17 protein-coding genes are annotated in these 17,973 nt (G+C 45.2%); 11 read left to right on the top strand and 6 right to left on the bottom strand.

The window, feature by feature from the left end; translation table 11 throughout:
* The first annotated feature begins 52 nt into the window (after positions 1–52).
* Positions 53–505 (top strand): YaiI/YqxD family protein, encoded by a 453-nt coding sequence (locus tag R2X38_RS08150; protein ID WP_107298316.1) that lies wholly within the window; start codon positions 53–55, stop codon positions 503–505.
* 38 nt (positions 506–543) lie between these two features.
* On the opposite strand, the gene R2X38_RS08145 is transcribed toward R2X38_RS08150, so the two are convergent.
* The 3 genes from R2X38_RS08145 to R2X38_RS08135 form a co-directional block, all read right to left on the bottom strand.
* Complete coding sequence (locus R2X38_RS08145) at positions 544–1,701, bottom strand: ParB/Srx family N-terminal domain-containing protein (protein ID WP_317521741.1); 1,158 nt, start codon at positions 1,699–1,701, stop codon at positions 544–546.
* Positions 1,702–1,837: 136 nt separating this feature from the next.
* A complete protein-coding gene (locus R2X38_RS08140) occupies positions 1,838–2,515 on the bottom strand; it encodes a DUF3334 family protein (RefSeq protein WP_317521740.1) in 678 nt (225 codons plus the stop codon).
* A 157-nt stretch (positions 2,516–2,672) separates the two neighbouring features.
* Entirely contained in the window at positions 2,673–3,032 is a 360-nt protein-coding gene (locus R2X38_RS08135) for a glutathione S-transferase N-terminal domain-containing protein (protein ID WP_317521739.1), read from the bottom strand.
* A 264-nt stretch (positions 3,033–3,296) separates the two neighbouring features.
* On the opposite strand from R2X38_RS08135, the gene R2X38_RS08130 reads away from it, so the two are divergent.
* The 8 genes from R2X38_RS08130 to R2X38_RS08095 all read left to right on the top strand — a co-directional run bounded on the left by R2X38_RS08130 (position 3,297) and on the right by R2X38_RS08095 (position 12,936).
* Entirely contained in the window at positions 3,297–4,298 is a 1,002-nt protein-coding gene (locus R2X38_RS08130; protein ID WP_317521738.1) for a response regulator, read from the top strand.
* Positions 4,295–5,287 carry a diguanylate cyclase gene (locus R2X38_RS08125; RefSeq protein ID WP_317521736.1) on the top strand — a complete coding sequence of 331 codons (993 nt, stop codon included), beginning with the start codon at positions 4,295–4,297 and terminating at the stop codon, positions 5,285–5,287. Before R2X38_RS08130 ends, R2X38_RS08125 begins: the two co-directional genes overlap by 4 nt.
* A 146-nt stretch (positions 5,288–5,433) precedes the next feature.
* Positions 5,434–5,781: a DUF3802 family protein gene (locus tag R2X38_RS08120; RefSeq protein WP_317521735.1), complete on the top strand. Its 348-nt coding sequence runs from the start codon at positions 5,434–5,436 to the stop codon at positions 5,779–5,781.
* Between the two features lie 283 nt (positions 5,782–6,064).
* Positions 6,065–8,104: a methyl-accepting chemotaxis protein gene (locus R2X38_RS08115; RefSeq protein WP_317521733.1), complete on the top strand. Its 2,040-nt coding sequence runs from the start codon at positions 6,065–6,067 to the stop codon at positions 8,102–8,104.
* Positions 8,105–8,177: 73 nt separating this feature from the next.
* Complete coding sequence (locus tag R2X38_RS08110) at positions 8,178–8,900, top strand: tRNA-uridine aminocarboxypropyltransferase (protein WP_317521732.1); 723 nt, start codon at positions 8,178–8,180, stop codon at positions 8,898–8,900.
* A gap of 185 nt (positions 8,901–9,085) precedes the next feature.
* Positions 9,086–9,994, top strand: a complete 909-nt coding sequence (gene nagK, locus R2X38_RS08105; RefSeq protein ID WP_317521731.1) for an N-acetylglucosamine kinase — start codon at positions 9,086–9,088, stop codon at positions 9,992–9,994.
* A 124-nt stretch (positions 9,995–10,118) separates the two neighbouring features.
* A complete protein-coding gene (locus tag R2X38_RS08100; protein WP_317521730.1) occupies positions 10,119–11,369 on the top strand; it encodes a DEAD/DEAH box helicase in 1,251 nt (416 codons plus the stop codon).
* 262 nt (positions 11,370–11,631) lie between these two features.
* Positions 11,632–12,936, top strand: a complete 1,305-nt coding sequence (locus R2X38_RS08095) for a GGDEF domain-containing protein (RefSeq protein WP_317521729.1) — start codon at positions 11,632–11,634, stop codon at positions 12,934–12,936.
* A 77-nt stretch (positions 12,937–13,013) separates the two neighbouring features.
* Here the strand turns inward: R2X38_RS08095 and R2X38_RS08090 are convergent, their stop codons facing one another.
* Positions 13,014–14,084, bottom strand: a complete 1,071-nt coding sequence (locus R2X38_RS08090) for a ketoacyl-ACP synthase III (RefSeq protein ID WP_317521728.1) — start codon at positions 14,082–14,084, stop codon at positions 13,014–13,016.
* Positions 14,085–14,237: 153 nt separating this feature from the next.
* Between R2X38_RS08090 and R2X38_RS08085 the strand changes: the two genes are divergently transcribed.
* On the top strand, positions 14,238–15,218 hold the full coding sequence (locus R2X38_RS08085) for a Gfo/Idh/MocA family oxidoreductase (protein WP_317521727.1): 981 nt from the start codon (positions 14,238–14,240) through the stop codon (positions 15,216–15,218).
* Positions 15,219–15,284: 66 nt separating this feature from the next.
* Here R2X38_RS08085 and R2X38_RS08080 read toward each other — a convergent pair whose 3' ends face one another.
* Positions 15,285–16,655 (bottom strand): DASS family sodium-coupled anion symporter, encoded by a 1,371-nt coding sequence (locus tag R2X38_RS08080; protein WP_317521726.1) that lies wholly within the window; start codon positions 16,653–16,655, stop codon positions 15,285–15,287.
* Between the two features lie 167 nt (positions 16,656–16,822).
* On the opposite strand from R2X38_RS08080, the gene R2X38_RS08075 reads away from it, so the two are divergent.
* Positions 16,823–17,059, top strand: coding sequence for a hypothetical protein (locus R2X38_RS08075; protein ID WP_317521724.1), 237 nt, complete (start codon positions 16,823–16,825; stop codon positions 17,057–17,059).
* A 221-nt stretch (positions 17,060–17,280) separates the two neighbouring features.
* Here the strand turns inward: R2X38_RS08075 and R2X38_RS08070 are convergent, their stop codons facing one another.
* A complete protein-coding gene (locus R2X38_RS08070) occupies positions 17,281–17,958 on the bottom strand; it encodes a vancomycin high temperature exclusion protein (protein ID WP_317521723.1) in 678 nt (225 codons plus the stop codon).
* Between the last annotated feature and the right edge of the window lie 15 nt (positions 17,959–17,973).

Raw genomic sequence — 17,973 nt, 5'->3', positions numbered from 1 at the left:
TGTTATATTGTGATGATGCGCAAGCGGCGCTTCAAATACATAAGGAAAAAGAATGAAGATTTGGGTTGATGCAGATGCTTGTCCGAATGTCGTGAAGGAGATTTTATTCCGCGCAGCGAATCGGGTAGGGGTTGCTGTAACCTTGGTTGCTAACCAGTTTATTCGTGTGCCACCATCACCGCATATTAAGTCTATCCAGGTGGAGTCCGGGTTTGATGTGGCTGATAATTATATTGTTCAGCAAGCTGAGCCGGGCGATCTGATCATCACAGCCGATATTCCGTTGGCTGATGAAGTGATCACCAAAGGTGCCCATGCACTGAACCCGCGCGGTGAAATGTACACCAAAGATACCATCAAGCAGCGACTACAAATGCGCGACTTTATGGAAACGATGCGCAGCTCTGGTGTTCAAACTGGTGGCCCTGCGCCATTAAGCCAGGCTGACAGGCAGAATTTCGCCAACAAGCTTGATGCTTTTTTGGCGAAGAATCACCGTAAGTAACGGATTACTTAAGAGTGAGGTATGATTGGGCGGCGTGGTTACTCGCTAGCTTCACCGTCCTTGTCTGATTTTTCTTTGTCGCTCTCGGCTGGTTTTTCTTCGGCTTGTTTATCTTCAGCTTCTGTATCGCCATCAGCCTTTTCTCCGTTAGCTTTTTTCTCCTGCTCTTGTTTTTCTTGCTCTTCCTTCTCTTTCTGGGCTTCTTGTTCTTCGAGCACGGCTTTAGGTGTCGATTTCTCTTTCTTTGCCACGCGGTAGGCAAGGGCTAACCCGAAGGACGTGTCCGCGCTAGTAACCAGCTCTTCTAACGCTTTGCTGTCGACCTGATCGAACTGGCCCATTTCACTGGCTGTGCGTTTGGATTTTCCGATAACTTCATCATCGGGAAGATCAACCATAATGGTGGCTGCTTCAGTTAGTGCGGTCGCATACTCTTCCGGATCGTTAAGATCGTAATCGGAAATCTTCATATGCTGACGAAGCTCGATAGCCCAATTCAGAGCAAGGAAAGGGATAGAGGCTGTTTTGTTGTCTTTGCCATCTGGTTTTGGGGGGGTATAACTGATGCCGTTAAGGAAATTCACCAGAGAGAGATATTTGTCATGCTTGAGCTGCTTCATACCTATGTATTCGGGCAGGTCATCGGGCTTTATCTTCTTCCCTTTCTCGTTGACTAACCAAACCTCGTTATCATTGTTCATTTCGGCCCAGAAATCATCACCGGATCCCAATAGATTGTGGTTGACCTTGACGGTAATAGGGACGCTGGTTCCACCGTTGGGCATATCCCAGAATGTAGATAGTAGAGTCAGACCTTCAGTTAGGTATAGAACACCCTCTTCTGGGCCGATTACAACGGTGCTAAGCACATCTGTATCTTGGCCAACTTTACCAGTGCATTGGTAGGTTTCAGGATCGGTCGGTATTGAATTCTCATCCCATTTTTTTACGCCTTTGGCACCGTTAAAACGGCACAGATCGTTATACATATTTTTTAGATCGGCTTTATAGCGCTGGAGATTGGCAAAGATTTGGTCGTAATCGAGAACAGCCTGGGTTGGCAAGAGCTGATCCAAGGGGATGGTAATCGTATCACCGTTTTCCAGCTCGCTATAGTTGATCTTCTCTGCGTAAGTGAGAACAGGGGCGCAAAGGGTTGCACCAAGAATAAGAGAGCACCAACGCTGACGATCCATAAACACAGCCTCAAACCATTTTTTAACACAGTCTAGCAAAGCTGAGAGGAAGCATATGTTTCAACACTGAGTGGCGTTGCCCCAAAAGGCGAAGTAGCCTATCGGAGCAAAGAAACTAAAACTGAACGGGGGGGAGTTAGATACCGAGCTCGTCGAGAAGATCTAGGTCTACTTCTGCAGTCGTGGCCGATTTTTGTTCGGACCTAGTACGGTTTTGGGCAGCCTCGATAATGCTGTCGGGATCGCAATCTTCAGTTTGGTCAAACTCTTCCAGCTGGATGAACTCCGTTTTGTCCATAGCCAGTTCGAGATAGAAGATATTGTTTTTTTCGGTTGTGAAACTGACACGACGCGCCTGTGGTCGGTCAAGGTTGGTATCGACTGAGAGTAATACCTGTTTGTTCAGCGCAAGCATCTTCGGTTGGTTCTGAGTAATCGAAACATGTAACTCACGGCGAATTTTACTGGTGAAATCACCCACTACTTGATTCATCAGTTCACCAAGGACATCGGCGACTTCGTCTGATGAATGGTGGATAGCCAGTTCATCGGCGGACATGCCCATTTTGAGCATGTATTCCTGGTAGAGCTCTAGCGCCGCTTGGTGAGAAAAGTTGGTCACGACCAATCCGGTAAAGCCACCATCAAACAGAACAAAACATCCGATATCGGGTTTTAGGCTGGTTTTGTTTATTTTTTGCACCATTGCAGAGTAACTGACAGGGCTATCAGTCGCCGCTGAAAGTACGCTCGAAAAAGATTGGCAAAGCTTGAGCAAGATATCGTCAGTAGTGATGACTTTGGTTTTTTTCATTAGGTTTGAGTGCTGCTGAGTGAAGGAAGAAAGTGTGACATTAATAGCGTTGAAATGCACTGCCTATGGCTTAGGGGCTTGAGCTGGTTCACTCTTTTCAACCCGTAAGCCATGGTGTTATACCTCTAGTGTAACTTTTTAGGGGGGCTTTAATTGCTTAGGCAAAACGTTGCTCGAGGTATTGGATGATATCGTTGGATTCATACATCCATGTCACATCGCCAGCTTCATTTTCGACACGCAGGCAAGGAACCTTGCGCTTACCGCCACCACTGATGAGTGCTTGTTCATGATCAGGCTGTTTGGCATCGACAGTTTCCAGCGGTAGATTCATCTTTTTTGCTGCCCGGCGGACCTTTACACAGAAAGGGCAGGATTCAAATTGGTATAGCGACAATGATTCAAGCTCTTTGTTGATACGTTGCTGCTCATCATCACTGCGCTGTTGAGGCTTGGGAGAAAAAACGGCATTGAGCAATAAAATGAGCTTGCCAAGGATAAGGCGAATAACTTTCATTGTAATAAAGTCCTTTAGATTTATAGTTTTTTCATCATACCTGTTTATCAAATGTCAAAAAACCATGTTGATAATAAGGCTAATAAGTAAAGTATGTTGAAACTCTAAGTATCTGATTTAATTGTCTGTGAAATAACGGCTTAAAGACGAACTCAAAAGGCGATCCATGTCACTGTGTCGATAATTTAATACAGCTAAAAATATAAAATTCGAATAAAGCCGTTATCATAATCATAGTTGGTAAGCAATCTAGGTCATATCTTGGTGTCATATAACAAAACAGTTTTAATTTGTGATGACTCACGGCTAGTGCATAGGGCTATGCAAAAGTTTTTTGGCGATTATGAAGGCGTAACGCTATTCTTCGCCGAAAATGGGCAGCAGGCTTTAGATGTCCTTGCGCAGAATAATATTGATGTAATGTTTCTTGATTTGACCATGCCAGTACTAGATGGATTTGGCGTGTTACAACGATTGCCTGTCAATCATCACCCAACCAAGATCATTGTACTGTCAGCAGACGTGCAGCAGCAGGCTATTGAGCGCTGTGTTGATGCCGGTGCAAATTATTTTTTGGCTAAACCTTTTTCCCGGCCGCAAATAGAGGCCACGCTGATAAAAATGGGCATATCTTTAATCCCCAAAAACAATACACCAATAGAAGGAATTAAGCCGAAAAGGAAAGTTTTTGCACGAGAGAATGATTATTTATATCAATTTAAAGAAGTGGCCAATATTGCTTTAGGAAGAGGGGCAGCAATTATATCTGATCATTCTGGTGAGTTTATTACCATGCCACTGCCGAATGTTGCCATGCTGGGCTGTGGTGAACTTGAAATGATGATCAGTAATCAGATCCAACGTGCGGACTCTACCGCTATTGCACAGCGATTTGTTGGTGGGGGGATCCACGGTGAAGCCCTTGTTTGCCTATACGGTCAAGATATCAGTACATTTGGTAAGCGCTTGGGATTCAGCACCTTTGATGATAAGCAGAGCGAAGTCATTATCGATATCGCCAATCTAATGGTCTCATCGTTTTTGGTATCTCTTACAGAACAGATGAACATCCCTTTCTCTATACGACAGCCTATTTGCTTGGAAGAGTACATGGTAAGGGGGATAACAGAGATTGCCAATGGTGAGCTTTTTACCATCGAGTACAGTTACCAGTCTGAAAAAATGGATATGGCCTGTGATGTTTTACTGATGATGGATCATAACTCTACGCAAGTAATTAGACGATTTATGGAGACATTGCAGTGAATTACCCAGAAAGCTTATCTGATTTTCACCTCACAGCGCAGGTTATCGATAATATAGATGCCGGTGTCGTGATGCTTGACAGGGAGTACAGGGTAATGACCTGGAATACCTTCATGCAAGCATACAGCGGTATAAGTGCTGATCAAATTATGGGGCAAAACCTGTTTACGGCAGTTCCTGATTTACCTGAAGCTTGGCTGAAAAGTAAAATTAAATCGGCATTTAAGTTGGGCACCCGTTCATTCAGTTGCTGGGAAGACAGGCCTTTTATTTTTAACTTTACTAATTTCAGCCCAGTGACGGGGGGCTTGGCGATTATGTTTCAAAATATGACGTTAACTCCGCTCAAGGCACTGGACGGGGAATATCGCCATATCTGTTTGACGGTGACGGATGTCTCGGATATCGCAAAGAGCAAAACTCATTTGCGGGAGAGTAATGCTCAGCTTACCCATTTGAGCATTACCGATAAACTGACCCAACTTTATAATCGTGGCCATTGGGAATCTTGCTTATCGGCGGAGTTTGACCAGTGTCGCCACTTTCAAACCGCTTCAAGTCTGGTCATGTTTGATATTGACCATTTCAAGCAGGTTAATGATACCTTCGGCCATATTGCGGGTGATGCGGTAATTAAATCCATTTCCAGCCTGTTGAAGAAAGCAAAGCGCCAGTCCGATCTCGCAGGAAGATATGGCGGGGAGGAGTTTGGTGTAATTCTGCCAGGTACCAGCTCTGAGTTAGCACAGTATTTTACCGAGAGATTACGCAAGCGGGTTGAAGAGTCACAAGTGAAAATGGATATTCGCAATATCCATGTAACGATTAGCTTAGGTGTTTGTGAGTGGGCTCCTTGGATGAAGTCTTATGAGCAGTGGCTGGAGTGTGCAGACAGCGCGTTATACGACTCAAAAAGGCGTGGCCGTAATCAGTGTACGGTATATCAAGCTACCCCGGAACAATCTGCTGCTATGCATGATGCCTCATAAGGCGCTGAGCCGAAAATATTAATTTTGCCTATTTTATTGGTCTGATTTGTCATAAAATGTCTCCCTATTATGCTTAGGCTAACTAGTTGATTGTAAAGTTCATTGGTTTAGCATGAGTTAGGTTCATTGGAAGAGTAGATTAGATTATGGTTGTTGAATCTGAAGGTTATCATGCGCTCATAGAGTACTTTACTGAGCATCTTTCTCTGTTTGAAAATGCAGAAACAGAAGGCTGTAGCGAGACCGTTGAAGACGTGGTGACAGATATGATTGCGACCAATTTGATGACTGTATTTTCGCAAAACCCAGACCTCGAAGCTGATTTCCGTTTCAAGTTAATGCAGGAAGCCGATGCGGTTATGGAAGATTTGAACGAAGTATTGGCTGGCGCGTGGAATCGCTGCCCGACCAATGAACAAGTGCGTTTCCTCGAGGATTACGTCGGCTTGGTTAAAAACCTGTTTGATAGCGCCATAAGCCAAAACGCAAGATAAATGAAAAGCAGCTTAGTGCTGCTTTTTTCCTTTTATAGCCCCTAATTACTATCCCGCCTGGGTATCATTTAATCTGTTTTGCAATAGATTGAGCTGTTCTTATTGATATTATTGATGAAATTAATGATTGAAATCTAATTGTCATATTTATTGAGTAAGTTTGCCATCAAGGTGTCCAGCCCATAACGCTTTAATCTAGCGACATGAAAATAATACGTTTCTGTTTTATGGCTGACATATAACTCCAAGATACTGGCTGAACTTAATCAGGGATATGATCAGCATGAAAAATCAGCAGCGGGGCAAAATACGTCTCTCTATTGTTGCCTCAATCCAAATCGTCTTTGTGTTACTGGTCGCGACCGGTGGCTTACTGTCCTTCTTTGGTAATAATGGCTTAAAAAGTGTTGCGAAGGAATTTGAAGTACTGAGCCATCAGGCGCTGCCTGTGACGATGAACTCAAGCGTCATTGTTCGGGCATCATTACAATCCGCACAGAATCTCAGTGAAATGATCAACAGTTCATCGATTGAAGAGCTGGATATTGCACACCAGGCTTTTGATAATGAGCAGAAAACTATGGTTGCAGCGCTTAATGAGATGCAGCGGCTAGCAGAACAGAATCAACTAGGCTGGTTGATGAACAATATAAAAATATTGCGCGCGCAGGCTGATCAGGTTGCAACGACTGCGGCAACGTTATATCAATCGCAACAAGATATTCTGGTCAATCGAAATAAGATTGAATCTGATAAAGCAATGATGAACTATGCGGTCTCGTCTGTACGTGCGGAAATGAGTCGGGTGGGTACAGATGTCTTTGCCAATGATTTGGAAGGTATCAACCATGTGACTAACTTCGTGAATCACTCTCTGGAAATGGCAAGCCACCTGATGGCCTTGATGCTCGAGCGTGACTTAGCGAAAGCCGAAGGATTTGTTCGTAGTTTGCAAAGTACAAATTTATCGGGAATGAATTACGCCTGGCGAGAAATGAATCGTCTTGAGCCAAGTATTGCTGATTACACCAGTGTCGTCGTTCCTTTTACTATGGTGAAGGAGCTATACGACGAAAAGGGTATTGTTGATTTGCAATTACAAACACTTGCGTTGCAGGAGCAACAAGCTGGTAAAGTACATGATGCACAACAGCAAATTGCCTCTATGGCCTCACAAATTAACACGCTCACTGAAGGAGCCAATCGGTTGGTGGAGCAAGGTGAAGCTGGTGTAATGGAAGCAAGTGAAAATGCCATGGCTTTGTTTCTTACCTTTAGTATTGCTGGTCTGGTGGTTGCCATTATCGCCAGTAGCTGGATTAGCCACTCGGTAAAGCGGTCATTGCAAAAAATTGATCGTGTCGTAAAGGCGACAAGTAACGGTGATTTAACGGTTAAGGCAACCCAAGATGCGCCAAAAGAGTTTGCTGTGTTGGGTGGCTTGTTGAATCAATCGAACCTGAACAACAGCCAGATACTCGGCAAACTTGTCGACAATAGCCACCAATTGAGCGTGGCAGCAGAAACCAGCCAGAAAGCGGCCTCCCAATCACGTATTGCCATTAAAGACCAAAGTGACGAACTGACGGCCATTGCAACAGCGATTACCCAGCTGGAAGTATCAATTAAAGAGATTGTTGCTAGCACCTATGAATCTGAACAAGAAGCCAAACAAGCCAATGATATGGCCCAGCAAGGGGTAGATATTATTGACGAGAGCACATCCCGTCTGTGTCAGTTAGATGAGCGCTTTGCGGTTAATGAAACCCGTATGAAAGAGCTTGATAACCACGTTGATAAGATCACCGCAGTGGTCGAGTTGATCAGTGCGATTGCAGACAACACGAATTTGCTGGCACTGAATGCGGCGATTGAAGCTGCTCGAGCCGGGGAGCAGGGCAGGGGATTTGCGGTTGTTGCCGATGAAGTCCGTAAGTTGGCCAGTGAAACCAATATGCAGACAGCATCGATTCGCAACACTATCCAAGAGCTCCATCAGGCAGCCCAGGATGTGAACGAAGCTATGGTGGTTAGCCGGGAAGAGATGACCTCTTCGATAGATCTGAGTAGTGAAGTACAAGCATCGATCCATCAGATCAAGTCGATGATCGCCAGCATCAACGATAAGGTGATCGCCATTGCGGCAGCTACGCAGCAGCAGGAAAATGCATCTATTGAGGTAGGACACAGTGTTGAGCAAGTCTCACTGAAAGCACAAACCAATAGTCGAGAGCTCATGACGTTAGTGGAGCAAGCTGGCAGGGTATCGGATGTCGCTCATCAGCAGCAGGAGTTGCTGTCAAAGTATCGATTACACTCATAACAGCGAATATTCATTGTAATCAATACAAACGCCAGTAAAATGCTGGCGTTTTTTGTTTTTAGGTAAAGCTGCTATGCGTATCCATGCTGTTCATAAGTTATATGATGAGCGTCTTGCTCGTTCTACTCGTCCATTCCTTGCCCGAGGCGGTAAAGTAGAGCGCTGCTTATTCTGCATGTTACGCAAACACTTGTGTATCTGTTCCAACAAGCCTGAAATTTCCTCTAATGCTGCTTTTCTGTTGGTGATGTACGATGACGAAATTCTCAAGCCAAGCAACACTGGTCGTTTAATTGCTGACTTGTTCGAAGATACCTACGCCTATATTTGGTCACGTACCGAGCCTAATTCAGAAATGCTGGCGTTGCTTGAAGATCCGCAATGGCAGCCTTATGTGGTTTTCCCTGCAGAGTATGCGGCACCCGAGCGGGTTGCAGAGCAAGTAGAGATGGAATCAGGCAAGCGTCCGCTCTTTATCATGCTTGATGGCAGCTGGGCGGAAGCAAAGAAGATGTTCCGTAAGAGCCCTTATTTGAACCAGTTTCCTGTGTTATCTATAAATCCAGAAAAGCCTTCGCGCTACAAAGTACGTGAGGCGTCTAAAGAAAACCAGTTAGGGACCGCTGAGGTGGCTGCTCGCATTATTGACTTGTTCGGTGAGCAGAAAAATGCCGATGTTCTGGATCTATGGTTCGATGTTTTTCGCGAAAACTATATGACTGGCAAGTTGAACCGGGTGTTGCCAGATGATAATGCAATCATCCAGTTACGTGAATACATGGCCAGCTACGCTTAAGTCGCTGGGTGATGCAAGTGATTGTTGCAGCAGATAAATTATGCAACATTTTGATGTTTCTTTCAGCAAACGCGATAGATAGCACCATACAGCCCCGCTAAATCTGCACCTCGTCACAGTCTGTAGGTGTAGATATGTGGATAATTTTTTCAGTTTTGTTTTTTTCTTATTTTTTGGAGTGCAGGATGTACTACGGCTTTGATGTGGGTGGAACCAAAATTGAGTTTGGCGCGTTTAACGAGAAACTTGAGCGCGTAGCCACCGAACGTGTACCGACGCCAACCGATAACTACGATCTACTGGTTGAAACTATCGCGGGCTTGGTAAGCAAATACGATGCTGAGTTAGGTTGTGAAGGCACGATCGGCCTTGGCCTTCCGGGTATGGAAGATGCTGATGACGGTACCGTACTAACAGTAAACGTTCCTGCGGCTAAAGGTAAGCCTCTTCGCAAAGATCTTGAAGCCAAGATTGGCCGTTCAGTAAAGATCGAGAATGACGCTAACTGTTTTGCACTTTCTGAAGCTTGGGATGAAGAGCTACAAGATGAGCCATCAGTGCTTGGTTTGATCCTGGGTACAGGCTTCGGTGGCGGTTTCATTTACGAAGGCAAAGTGTTCTCTGGCCGTAACCACGTCGCTGGTGAAGTAGGCCATACACGCCTTCCTATCGATGCGTGGTTCCATCTTGGCGAAAATGCACCTCTGCTAGGCTGTGGCTGTGAGAAGAAGGGTTGCTTAGATAGCTACCTGTCTGGCCGTGGCTTTGAGCTTATTTACACTCACTACTACGGTGAAGAGAAGAAAGCGATCGAGATCATCAAGGCTCATGCTGAAGGTGAGGCGAAGGCTGTTGAGCACGTCGAGCGTTTTATGGAGCTTCTGGCCATCTGCTTTGCCAACCTGTTCACAGCAACCGATCCGCATGTTGTGGCGCTGGGCGGCGGCCTGTCAAACTTCGATCTGATTTACGAAGAAATGCCAAAGCGTATTCCTAAGTACCTGCTATCTGTTGCTAAGTGCCCGAAAATCATCAAGGCAAAACACGGCGATTCTGGCGGTGTGCGCGGCGCAGCATTCTTGAATATTAAGTAATTTCTTATTCTGCTAAACACTATTCGCTAATGTAAAAGCACCGCAATGCGGTGCTTTTTTATCTCACACTTATCCTGCTTTTTTGCTAAAATCCCGCCTCTTTTGAATATTGTCGGTATTGTGCATGTCTTTCCAATCCCTGGGGCTTAATCGCCAACTCGTTGAAAATGTCTCTTCACTCGGTTTCGAAGTACCGACTCCGGTGCAGTCTCAGGCTATCCCAGAAATATTGGCAGGCCATGATGTATTGGCTGGTGCCCAAACCGGTACCGGAAAAACCGCAGCATTCGGGCTTCCGCTGCTACACCGTCTTGTGGAAGAGCAATCGGATGCCACTGAGGCCAAGCAGGTCAAAGCATTGATCTTGACCCCAACCCGAGAGCTTGCCCAGCAAGTGTTCGATAGCTTGAGCCTTTACGCCAAAAAGACTGGGCTGAAAGTTGCAGTTGCCTATGGTGGCACCAGCATGAAGGTACAAGTAAAAGCGTTGGAGTCTGGTGTTGATATTCTGGTTGCGACACCAGGCCGACTGCTTGACCATGCCCATGTACGTACCGTTGATCTCCGTAAGGTGAAGTATCTGGTACTCGATGAAGCAGATCGTATGTTGGATATGGGTTTTATTGATGATATTAAGCGTATTCTTAAGCGAATGCATACCGAAAGACAAACCGCTTTTTTCTCAGCAACGTTTGGCAAACAGGTCAAAAAGCTGGCGTTTGATATTCTAGATGATCCCAAGCTTATCGAAGTGACACCGAGCAACAGCACGGCAGTTACCGTCGAGCAGATGGTTTATCCGGTCGATAAACACCGTAAAAGTGAATTGCTGGCCTACTTGATTGGATCTAGAAATTGGCAGCAAGTGCTGGTGTTTACCAAAACCAAGCAGGGATCGGATGAACTGGCTAAAGAGCTCGGCAAAGATGGTATCAAAGCGGTATCGATTAATGGTGATAAAAGCCAAGGAGCTCGTCAGCGTGCTCTGGATGATTTTAAGTCTGGCAAGGCGAGGGTGCTGGTTGCCACCGATGTCGCAGCCCGTGGCCTAGATATTGAGCAGTTGGAATATGTCGTTAATTACGAGATGCCTTTCAAGGCTGAAGATTATGTTCACCGTATTGGTAGAACTGGCCGTGCTGGTCAAACAGGCCACGCCATTTCATTGATGAGCCTAGACGAAGAGTGGGCGTTGCGTGCGATTGAGGAACTGTTAGATACGCGATTACCACAGCAATGGTTGGAAGGCTATGAACCGGATCCAACAATTGAGCCACCAGAAAACCGCCGACGTGGGCGCTCAAGTGATAAAAGGCGTGCTAAGGCGAAATCGCAAATTCACAAGAACAGAGGTCGCCATCGCCAGCGTAAATAGTCTTTTCGCTGCGTTATGCATAATTTACACTTGAAATAAAGCGCCGCTATTAGTGGTGCTTTATTGTGTCAATAAAAGGACAAGACAGATTTTAGTAGCGAAAGTTTGTGATGGTTCATGTAAAATCCAATTCTTATTTTGTAGCGTGAAGTTACGGGCTTGGTGATAAGTTCGCCATCTGCTAATCTTAACTATCTTATTGTTATTAAAATTAAAACACGCAATATTCAGTTTCATTTCTTGGTTTTTTTATAGGTATCCAGTGGATAATTTAAGACGACGTATACGACTAGCGGCTTATTTTCTGCTAACGTTCTCTTCTTTAACTTCGCTGTTTCATATCTTGGGTGGTTTTGAGAAGGAGCTAAAGATTGATGCTAGGAATGCAACGTATTCCAATATCGATGATAGTTCCCAGGGGGGAGATACCCAGTCAGTCATTGATTTCAACGGAAATTCGGTTGAACTGAACTGTGATATTGGTGAACAGGGGAGATGGCCTTTTTGCGAGATATCTGTTGATCTTAATGAGATCACTGGTGGACTCGATCTTTCTTCTTTTCATTCTTTAGGCATAGATGTCGACTATTTCAGCCTTATCGGTGGTGAAAGGTTAAGGATATACCTTCGAAATTTTGACCCCGCTTATTCAACCGAAGATGATCCGGTCTCTTATAAATTCAATGCTATTGAATATGCGCCAGGTATCGGCAACGGCATTAAAGTGATCCCCTTTAAGTCATTTCAGGTGTTGTCATGGTGGATTGCTGATTATGAAGTGCCTATAGAGAATTCTGGCCCTCAATTCGATAACATCGTGCAAATTGAAATTGCGACCGGTAGTCATATCAAGCCGGCACACTATTCTCTCAAACTGAACCGCTTGGTATTTTATGGTCATTGGTTATCTGAGTCGGCGCTGCTTCGGATTAATATCTTATTGTGGATCATGACGGCTATTTATTTCCTGGTCGTCGAGCGTCGGCGGTTGGCTGAACAGGTCAACGAGATGGGAGCCAAAGCCGACTATTTGAAGCAAGTTAACCAGCAGCTCTATCAACAGTCACTGGCTTTTGAACAGATGGCATTTACCGATAATCTCACGGGGACTCAAAACCGTCATGCCGTGGATCGTTGGTTAAGAGATATTGTTGATTTTTCACAGCGAAATTGTCATGCATTGTCTTTGGCGTATATCGATATTGATTTTTTCAAGCGTATCAATGACACCTTGGGCCATCACGGTGGTGATGAAGTGCTCAAAGAGTTTGGCCGAGTACTTAACTTACGTGCTCGAAAGACTGATGTGGTTGTTCGATGGGGGGGCGAAGAGTTCATTATCTTCTGTCCAGCGACAAACCTTCGTGGTGCCAGGGAGTTTGCAGAGATGGTCCGTGAAATTGTCGAGAGCTATCAGTGGGCCAATGGGCTTCATATTACCTGTAGTATTGGCGTAGCTGAATATCTATCTGGTGAAGAAATCGAGTCATTTATTCAACGGGCTGACAGTGCTTTATATAAGGCGAAATCGCAGGGTAGAAACCGTGTAGAAGAAGCGCAGCCTTGAGTGATTTTTCAATCGAGAGTTGAGAAAGGTATAAAAAATACCAGCGATTAGTCGCTGGTATTTTATTAGGTATAACACTATTTAGTGCAGTGCTTAATGGCATTCTCTAGCAGCTCAGTCGCTGTCTGGTGGCACTCTGGTAGTGAAACATCGGTTTCGTGTACCGGGGTGACACGTTGGCCCCACTTAATAACCGAAGCCCCCCAGGTCAGCCCTGCGCCAAAGGCTGCTGATAAGATGGTATCACCAGGTTTAACGCGGCCTTGTTCAACCGCTTCACATAGCGCAATAGGAACGGTAGCCGCAGAGGTATTGCCGTATTGGTGGATATTGATGAAGGCCTTTTCTAGGGGAATACCTGCATGATCACACAAGGCTTCAATGATGCGTTGGTTTGCCTGGTGGGGGATCACAACATCGATATCATCTTGGCTTAAATTGGCTCGCTGCAATACCGTATTGGCTGCGGTTCCCATTCCTCGAACGGCACGGCGGAAGATTTCTCTGCCTACGAAATTAAAGGTAAAATGGCCGGCGTCTGGGTTGAAACGATCCATTGCGGTGCCAAATTCTGGAATCGCAAGAACATCACGGCCTTCAGGATCACAGCCTAGCTGTGCATCTAGCAGCCCCGACATTTGTGTAGAACGGCTTAGCACAGCAGCTCCAGCACCATCACCGAACAGAACGGCAGTATCGCGCTGGCTCCAGTCTAGATACCATGAAAGGCGCTCGGCACCAATAACCAGAACATGTTGGTAGTTTCCGGCCTGAATCATCTTGGTGGCTGTTTCCAAGCCATAAAGAAAACCCGTACAAGCCGCGTTCATATCAAAAGCAGCAGCTTTAGTTGCGCCGAGATCTAGCTGGACTTTTGAAGCTATATTTGGAACTAGGGTATCAGGGGAGCAAGTAGCGATAATGATAAGGTCAAGCTCGGAGGCATCGACCCCCGCAGCCGCGAGCGCTCTTGCGCCGGCAACTCGCGCCAGTTCAGAGGTGTTCACATGGCTAATGCGCCTTGATTCGATCCCGGTACGCGTTCGAATCCATTCATCTGAAGTATCAACAAATTGACTGAGCTCGTCATTGCTCAGCTCTGTGGGGGGAAGGCATTTGCCCCAGCCGGTAATTTCCGCGTAATACATAGCTTCACTCGTGTTCGTTTCGACACAATCAAAATAACCATAACCGACTGTTAACACAAGGTATATAGTTAACTTACATACAGATATTGTGGTTATGTCTAATATCAGTATTTGTTACACTGATGGTAGCTTATAACCACAAGGAAATGACCAATGATTCGTTTGGGTGTGATCGGGACAAACTGGATCACGGATCGCTTTATCAGTGCGGCACTATCATCAGGCCAGTATCATTTAACGGCGGTGTATTCCAGAACACAGGAAAAAGCAGCCGAGTTTGCAAGTAAGTATGGGAAAGTTGAATGTTTTGATTCACTGGACGAACTTGCAAACAGTGATGTGATTGATGTGGTATACATTGCCAGCCCTAATTCATTGCATGCCCCGCAGGCTAAAGTGTTCATTAATGCGGGTAAGCACGTGATTGGTGAGAAACCTTTGGCGTCAAACATTACCGAAGTGCAGGAGTTGGTTGATCTTGCTGCAGAAAAGCAAGTACTGCTCTTTGAAGCAATGAAAGCAACCTATGTCCCAAATTTTGAGGTGATAAAGAAAGCCCTTCCTAAGCTGGGCCGCATCCGCAAAGCCTATTTTTCATATTGCCAGTATTCTTCACGCTACCAGAAATATTTAAACGGTGAGAACCCAAATACGTTTAACCCTGAATTTTCCAATGGTTCACTGATGGATATTGGGGTTTACCCACTGAGCAGTGCCATTGCGCTGTTTGGTGAGCCAAGCAGTATGACCGCACAAGGCACCATGCTTGATTCTGGTGTTGATGCCCACGGAACTCTGGTTCTGCATTATCAGGACTGCGATGTTACTGTTGCTCACTCTAAAGTCAGTGATGGAGTTATTCCGAGTGAAATCCAAGGGGAGAATGGGACCCTCCTTATTGATTTTATTTCAGAATGCCATGGGGTGAAGCTATATCGTCGGGATGAGCCTGTGGTGGAATTAACCGTAGAGCAGGATGAGAACGCGATGCGCTATGAAGCAGAAGAGTTTGCCCGTTTATACCATACTGGTGCGGTTAACCATGAAGGCTTGCTTCGAACTCAGATAGTCAGTGCTATCACAACCCAAGCCCGTAGCATTATTGGTGTTCGTTACCCTGCTGATGAAATCTAAATCAGTTTCACAAAGAAAGGGTGGTCAATGACCACCCTTTTTGTTGGTTACTAAAGTGGCCTTCTATTACCAGAACAGGTATGCCAGCGCCGATAGGGCCGCGATACAAAGGATATTCAAGTAAATACCGACTTTCATCATGTCAGACTGTTTGATGTGACCAGAGCCAAACACGATGGCATTCGGTGGTGTCGCAACAGGTAGCATGAATGCACAAGAAGCAGCAACGGCAATCAGCGCTGACAGAATAACTGGCGATACACCAAGTGCTTCCGCAACAGTCGCAAATACAGGGACGAGTAGTGCCGCACTCGCTGTATTACTCGCAAATTCAGTCAGGAATACGACGAAACCGGCGATAACCAAGATAGTGAAGAACAGGCCAGCTTGCTCAAGGAAGCCACTCAAGCTGTGAGCTAGGAACACGCTGGTACCTGTCGCTTTAAGTACATTACTCAGGCAGATACCACCGCCGAACAGTAGTAATACACCCCAGTCTGTGGATTTCTCAATATCTTTCCAGTGAACCACGCGAGACGCGCCGAGCATAACGATTGCCAATAGGGCGACCAGTGTATCGAAGCTCTTGAACCCACCCAGCATGCCATTGATTGGCTTGCTGAAAATCCACAGCAATACTGTAATGCCAAAGATGATCAATGTAGCTAGCTTGCTGTTATTCCATTCTACCGGTTTGTGATCTAATTCGAATGTATGGTTAAGGTTTGGCTTTAACATGAAGTAAAGCAGGGCAACGGTAATGGGTAGCAATACAATTGATACAGGTAAACCAAATGCCATCCATTCAGTGAAGCTCAAGCCAACTTCTGCCGCTGCAATTGCGTTAGGTGGGCTACCTACCACTGTAGCAATACCACCAATACTGGCACAGTATGCAATACCTAGAAGGACAAAGACATAAGTACTGCGTTCGCTTTTGGCGTTGACTTTATTTAGAACACCAAGCACAAGCGGTAGCATCATTGCTGTGGTCGCTGTATTACTGATCCACATTGAGAGTGCCGCTGAAACACCAAATAGCATGAACACCGCAACCGACATACGGCCCTGTGCGATAAGCAATACTTTATCTGCGATTGCTTTATCCAGCTCTTGTTTGTGCAGTGCTGCAGCAAGCGCAAAGCCTCCTAAAAAGAGGAAGATAATAGGGTTGGCAAAATTGCTTAGCGCCGCAGGAGTAGGGAATATATCGAAGCCGACGGCAAGGATGGGTACCAAAATCGCAGTAATACTGACATGCAGTGCTTCTGTTAACCAAAGTACTGCAACGAAAGCAAGAATACTTAGACCAACAACCACTTCTTTTTCAAAAGGTAATGTATTTAAAAGTAGGGTAAAGAGGGCGATGTCTGCCAGCAGAATAATACTGTTCCGGTCAAACAGCCACTTGCGTAGTGTCATAGTCAAGGCTGTCATAGTTGTTTCCTTTCATCTGATTATAGTTATTACATGCAATCTTTTGCACCAAGGTGACTCGAGATGAATGTTACCAACTGTTTTGGTTTTGTTAATGCTTGTGTGGCGAATTGTTGGTCATTTGACGGTTTGATTGAATGAAGTGTGAGGTTAAAAAGTGGGAATGTGTGGAAAAATACCCATTTGCGTGGGTGATTGGCAAAGCTGCGATTGTTGATTTAGTGGCTCTAAATCAACAATCGGTATACAAATGCTTTCAGCTTAACGGCTTAAATATAAATGCGACACATTGTGATATTGATCTCATAGATTGCGCGTTGTCGTTCATGCCTGTTGCTTGCTTTTATGCTAAAGGTATCATAATTGGTGTGATATGGTTTGATAGATTAATCGTTGGCGGATAGCATGAAACAGCAAGGGACGAAGAAGCGGATACGGCAGGATGCACAAGTGCATGTTCGTAATGTGAGAGCAAAATTTATTAAGTCGTTTAATAGCTTATCTAAAGGAGAGCAGGCAATCTCAATAGGTAATAAATAGCGGCCGTTAAGCGATAGTTTTAAACATGCAATGAAAGATATACCCAGCATCGCTGGGTATAAATTATAGAGATGTCAAATAACGCTTAAGTGGGAAGGTTAGGGCCCTCTAACTCGATAGGTCCTCGTTCAATAGGCTCTTTTGGCCCGGCAAACTTAGGCTTCATATCCAATATGTATACATCTATAAGCGCTTTTATTCTGGCAAGTACCTCTCGGGTTCGTATCTTTAGTCCAGCCAGCCCTATGGGTTCTGGGACGGCAAGACAAATGGCATCAATTCTATTTCGATCTGCAATGAAAAGCGCACGTTCACAGTGAAAACGTTGGGTAATAATGACAAAGTGGTTGGCGTCGAACACACTCTTAGCCCTAACAATTGAATCTAGGGTTCGAAAGCCCGCATAGTCCAACACAATATCTTGTTCTGGTATACCCGATTTGAGCAAGTCCCGCTTCATTGTCCAGGGTTCATTGTAGGAGCGATGGGCATTGTCCCCACTAAGCAGCAAGATATTCACTTTACCCTCTTGATAGAGCTGCTGGGCGGCATCCATTCTGTACTGATAATAGGGGTTCAGTGATTTGGCGATATACTTGCTGGTTCCTAGTACTAAACCAACCGAACGGGCAGGCGTCGATTCAGTGTTATCAAAAATACGTGAAGCGGCTTGATCGGAGAACCATCTGTCGATCAATAGAATGCAAGAGATAAGCAGAATACAGCCAATTGCACTTAAACGTATGATATTCACAATCTTCATAACGTTCCGGTTGGT

Source organism: Photobacterium rosenbergii (genome assembly GCF_033022775.1).
Classification (GTDB): Bacteria; Pseudomonadota; Gammaproteobacteria; order Enterobacterales; family Vibrionaceae; genus Photobacterium; species Photobacterium rosenbergii_A.
The sequence above is the reverse complement of the archived record's forward strand: the minus strand, read 5'-3'. Positions and strand labels throughout refer to the sequence as shown.

What these genes read in the sequence shown, in the direction of transcription:
- R2X38_RS08100 (WP_317521730.1), top strand. Translation starts at nt 10,119, where the DNA reads ATGTCTTTCCAATCCCTGGGGCTTAATCGCCAACTCGTTGAAAATGTC.
- R2X38_RS08135 (WP_317521739.1), bottom strand. Translation starts at nt 3,032, where the DNA reads ATGAAAGTTATTCGCCTTATCCTTGGCAAGCTCATTTTATTGCTCAAT.
- R2X38_RS08150 (WP_107298316.1), top strand. Translation starts at nt 53, where the DNA reads ATGAAGATTTGGGTTGATGCAGATGCTTGTCCGAATGTCGTGAAGGAG.
- R2X38_RS08115 (WP_317521733.1), top strand. Translation starts at nt 6,065, where the DNA reads ATGAAAAATCAGCAGCGGGGCAAAATACGTCTCTCTATTGTTGCCTCA.
- R2X38_RS08145 (WP_317521741.1), bottom strand. Translation starts at nt 1,701, where the DNA reads ATGGATCGTCAGCGTTGGTGCTCTCTTATTCTTGGTGCAACCCTTTGC.
- R2X38_RS08070 (WP_317521723.1), bottom strand. Translation starts at nt 17,958, where the DNA reads ATGAAGATTGTGAATATCATACGTTTAAGTGCAATTGGCTGTATTCTG.
- R2X38_RS08085 (WP_317521727.1), top strand. Translation starts at nt 14,238, where the DNA reads ATGATTCGTTTGGGTGTGATCGGGACAAACTGGATCACGGATCGCTTT.
- R2X38_RS08120 (WP_317521735.1), top strand. Translation starts at nt 5,434, where the DNA reads ATGGTTGTTGAATCTGAAGGTTATCATGCGCTCATAGAGTACTTTACT.
- R2X38_RS08110 (WP_317521732.1), top strand. Translation starts at nt 8,178, where the DNA reads ATGCGTATCCATGCTGTTCATAAGTTATATGATGAGCGTCTTGCTCGT.
- nagK (WP_317521731.1), top strand. Translation starts at nt 9,086, where the DNA reads ATGTACTACGGCTTTGATGTGGGTGGAACCAAAATTGAGTTTGGCGCG.
- R2X38_RS08140 (WP_317521740.1), bottom strand. Translation starts at nt 2,515, where the DNA reads ATGAAAAAAACCAAAGTCATCACTACTGACGATATCTTGCTCAAGCTT.
- R2X38_RS08090 (WP_317521728.1), bottom strand. Translation starts at nt 14,084, where the DNA reads ATGTATTACGCGGAAATTACCGGCTGGGGCAAATGCCTTCCCCCCACA.
- R2X38_RS08080 (WP_317521726.1), bottom strand. Translation starts at nt 16,655, where the DNA reads ATGACAGCCTTGACTATGACACTACGCAAGTGGCTGTTTGACCGGAAC.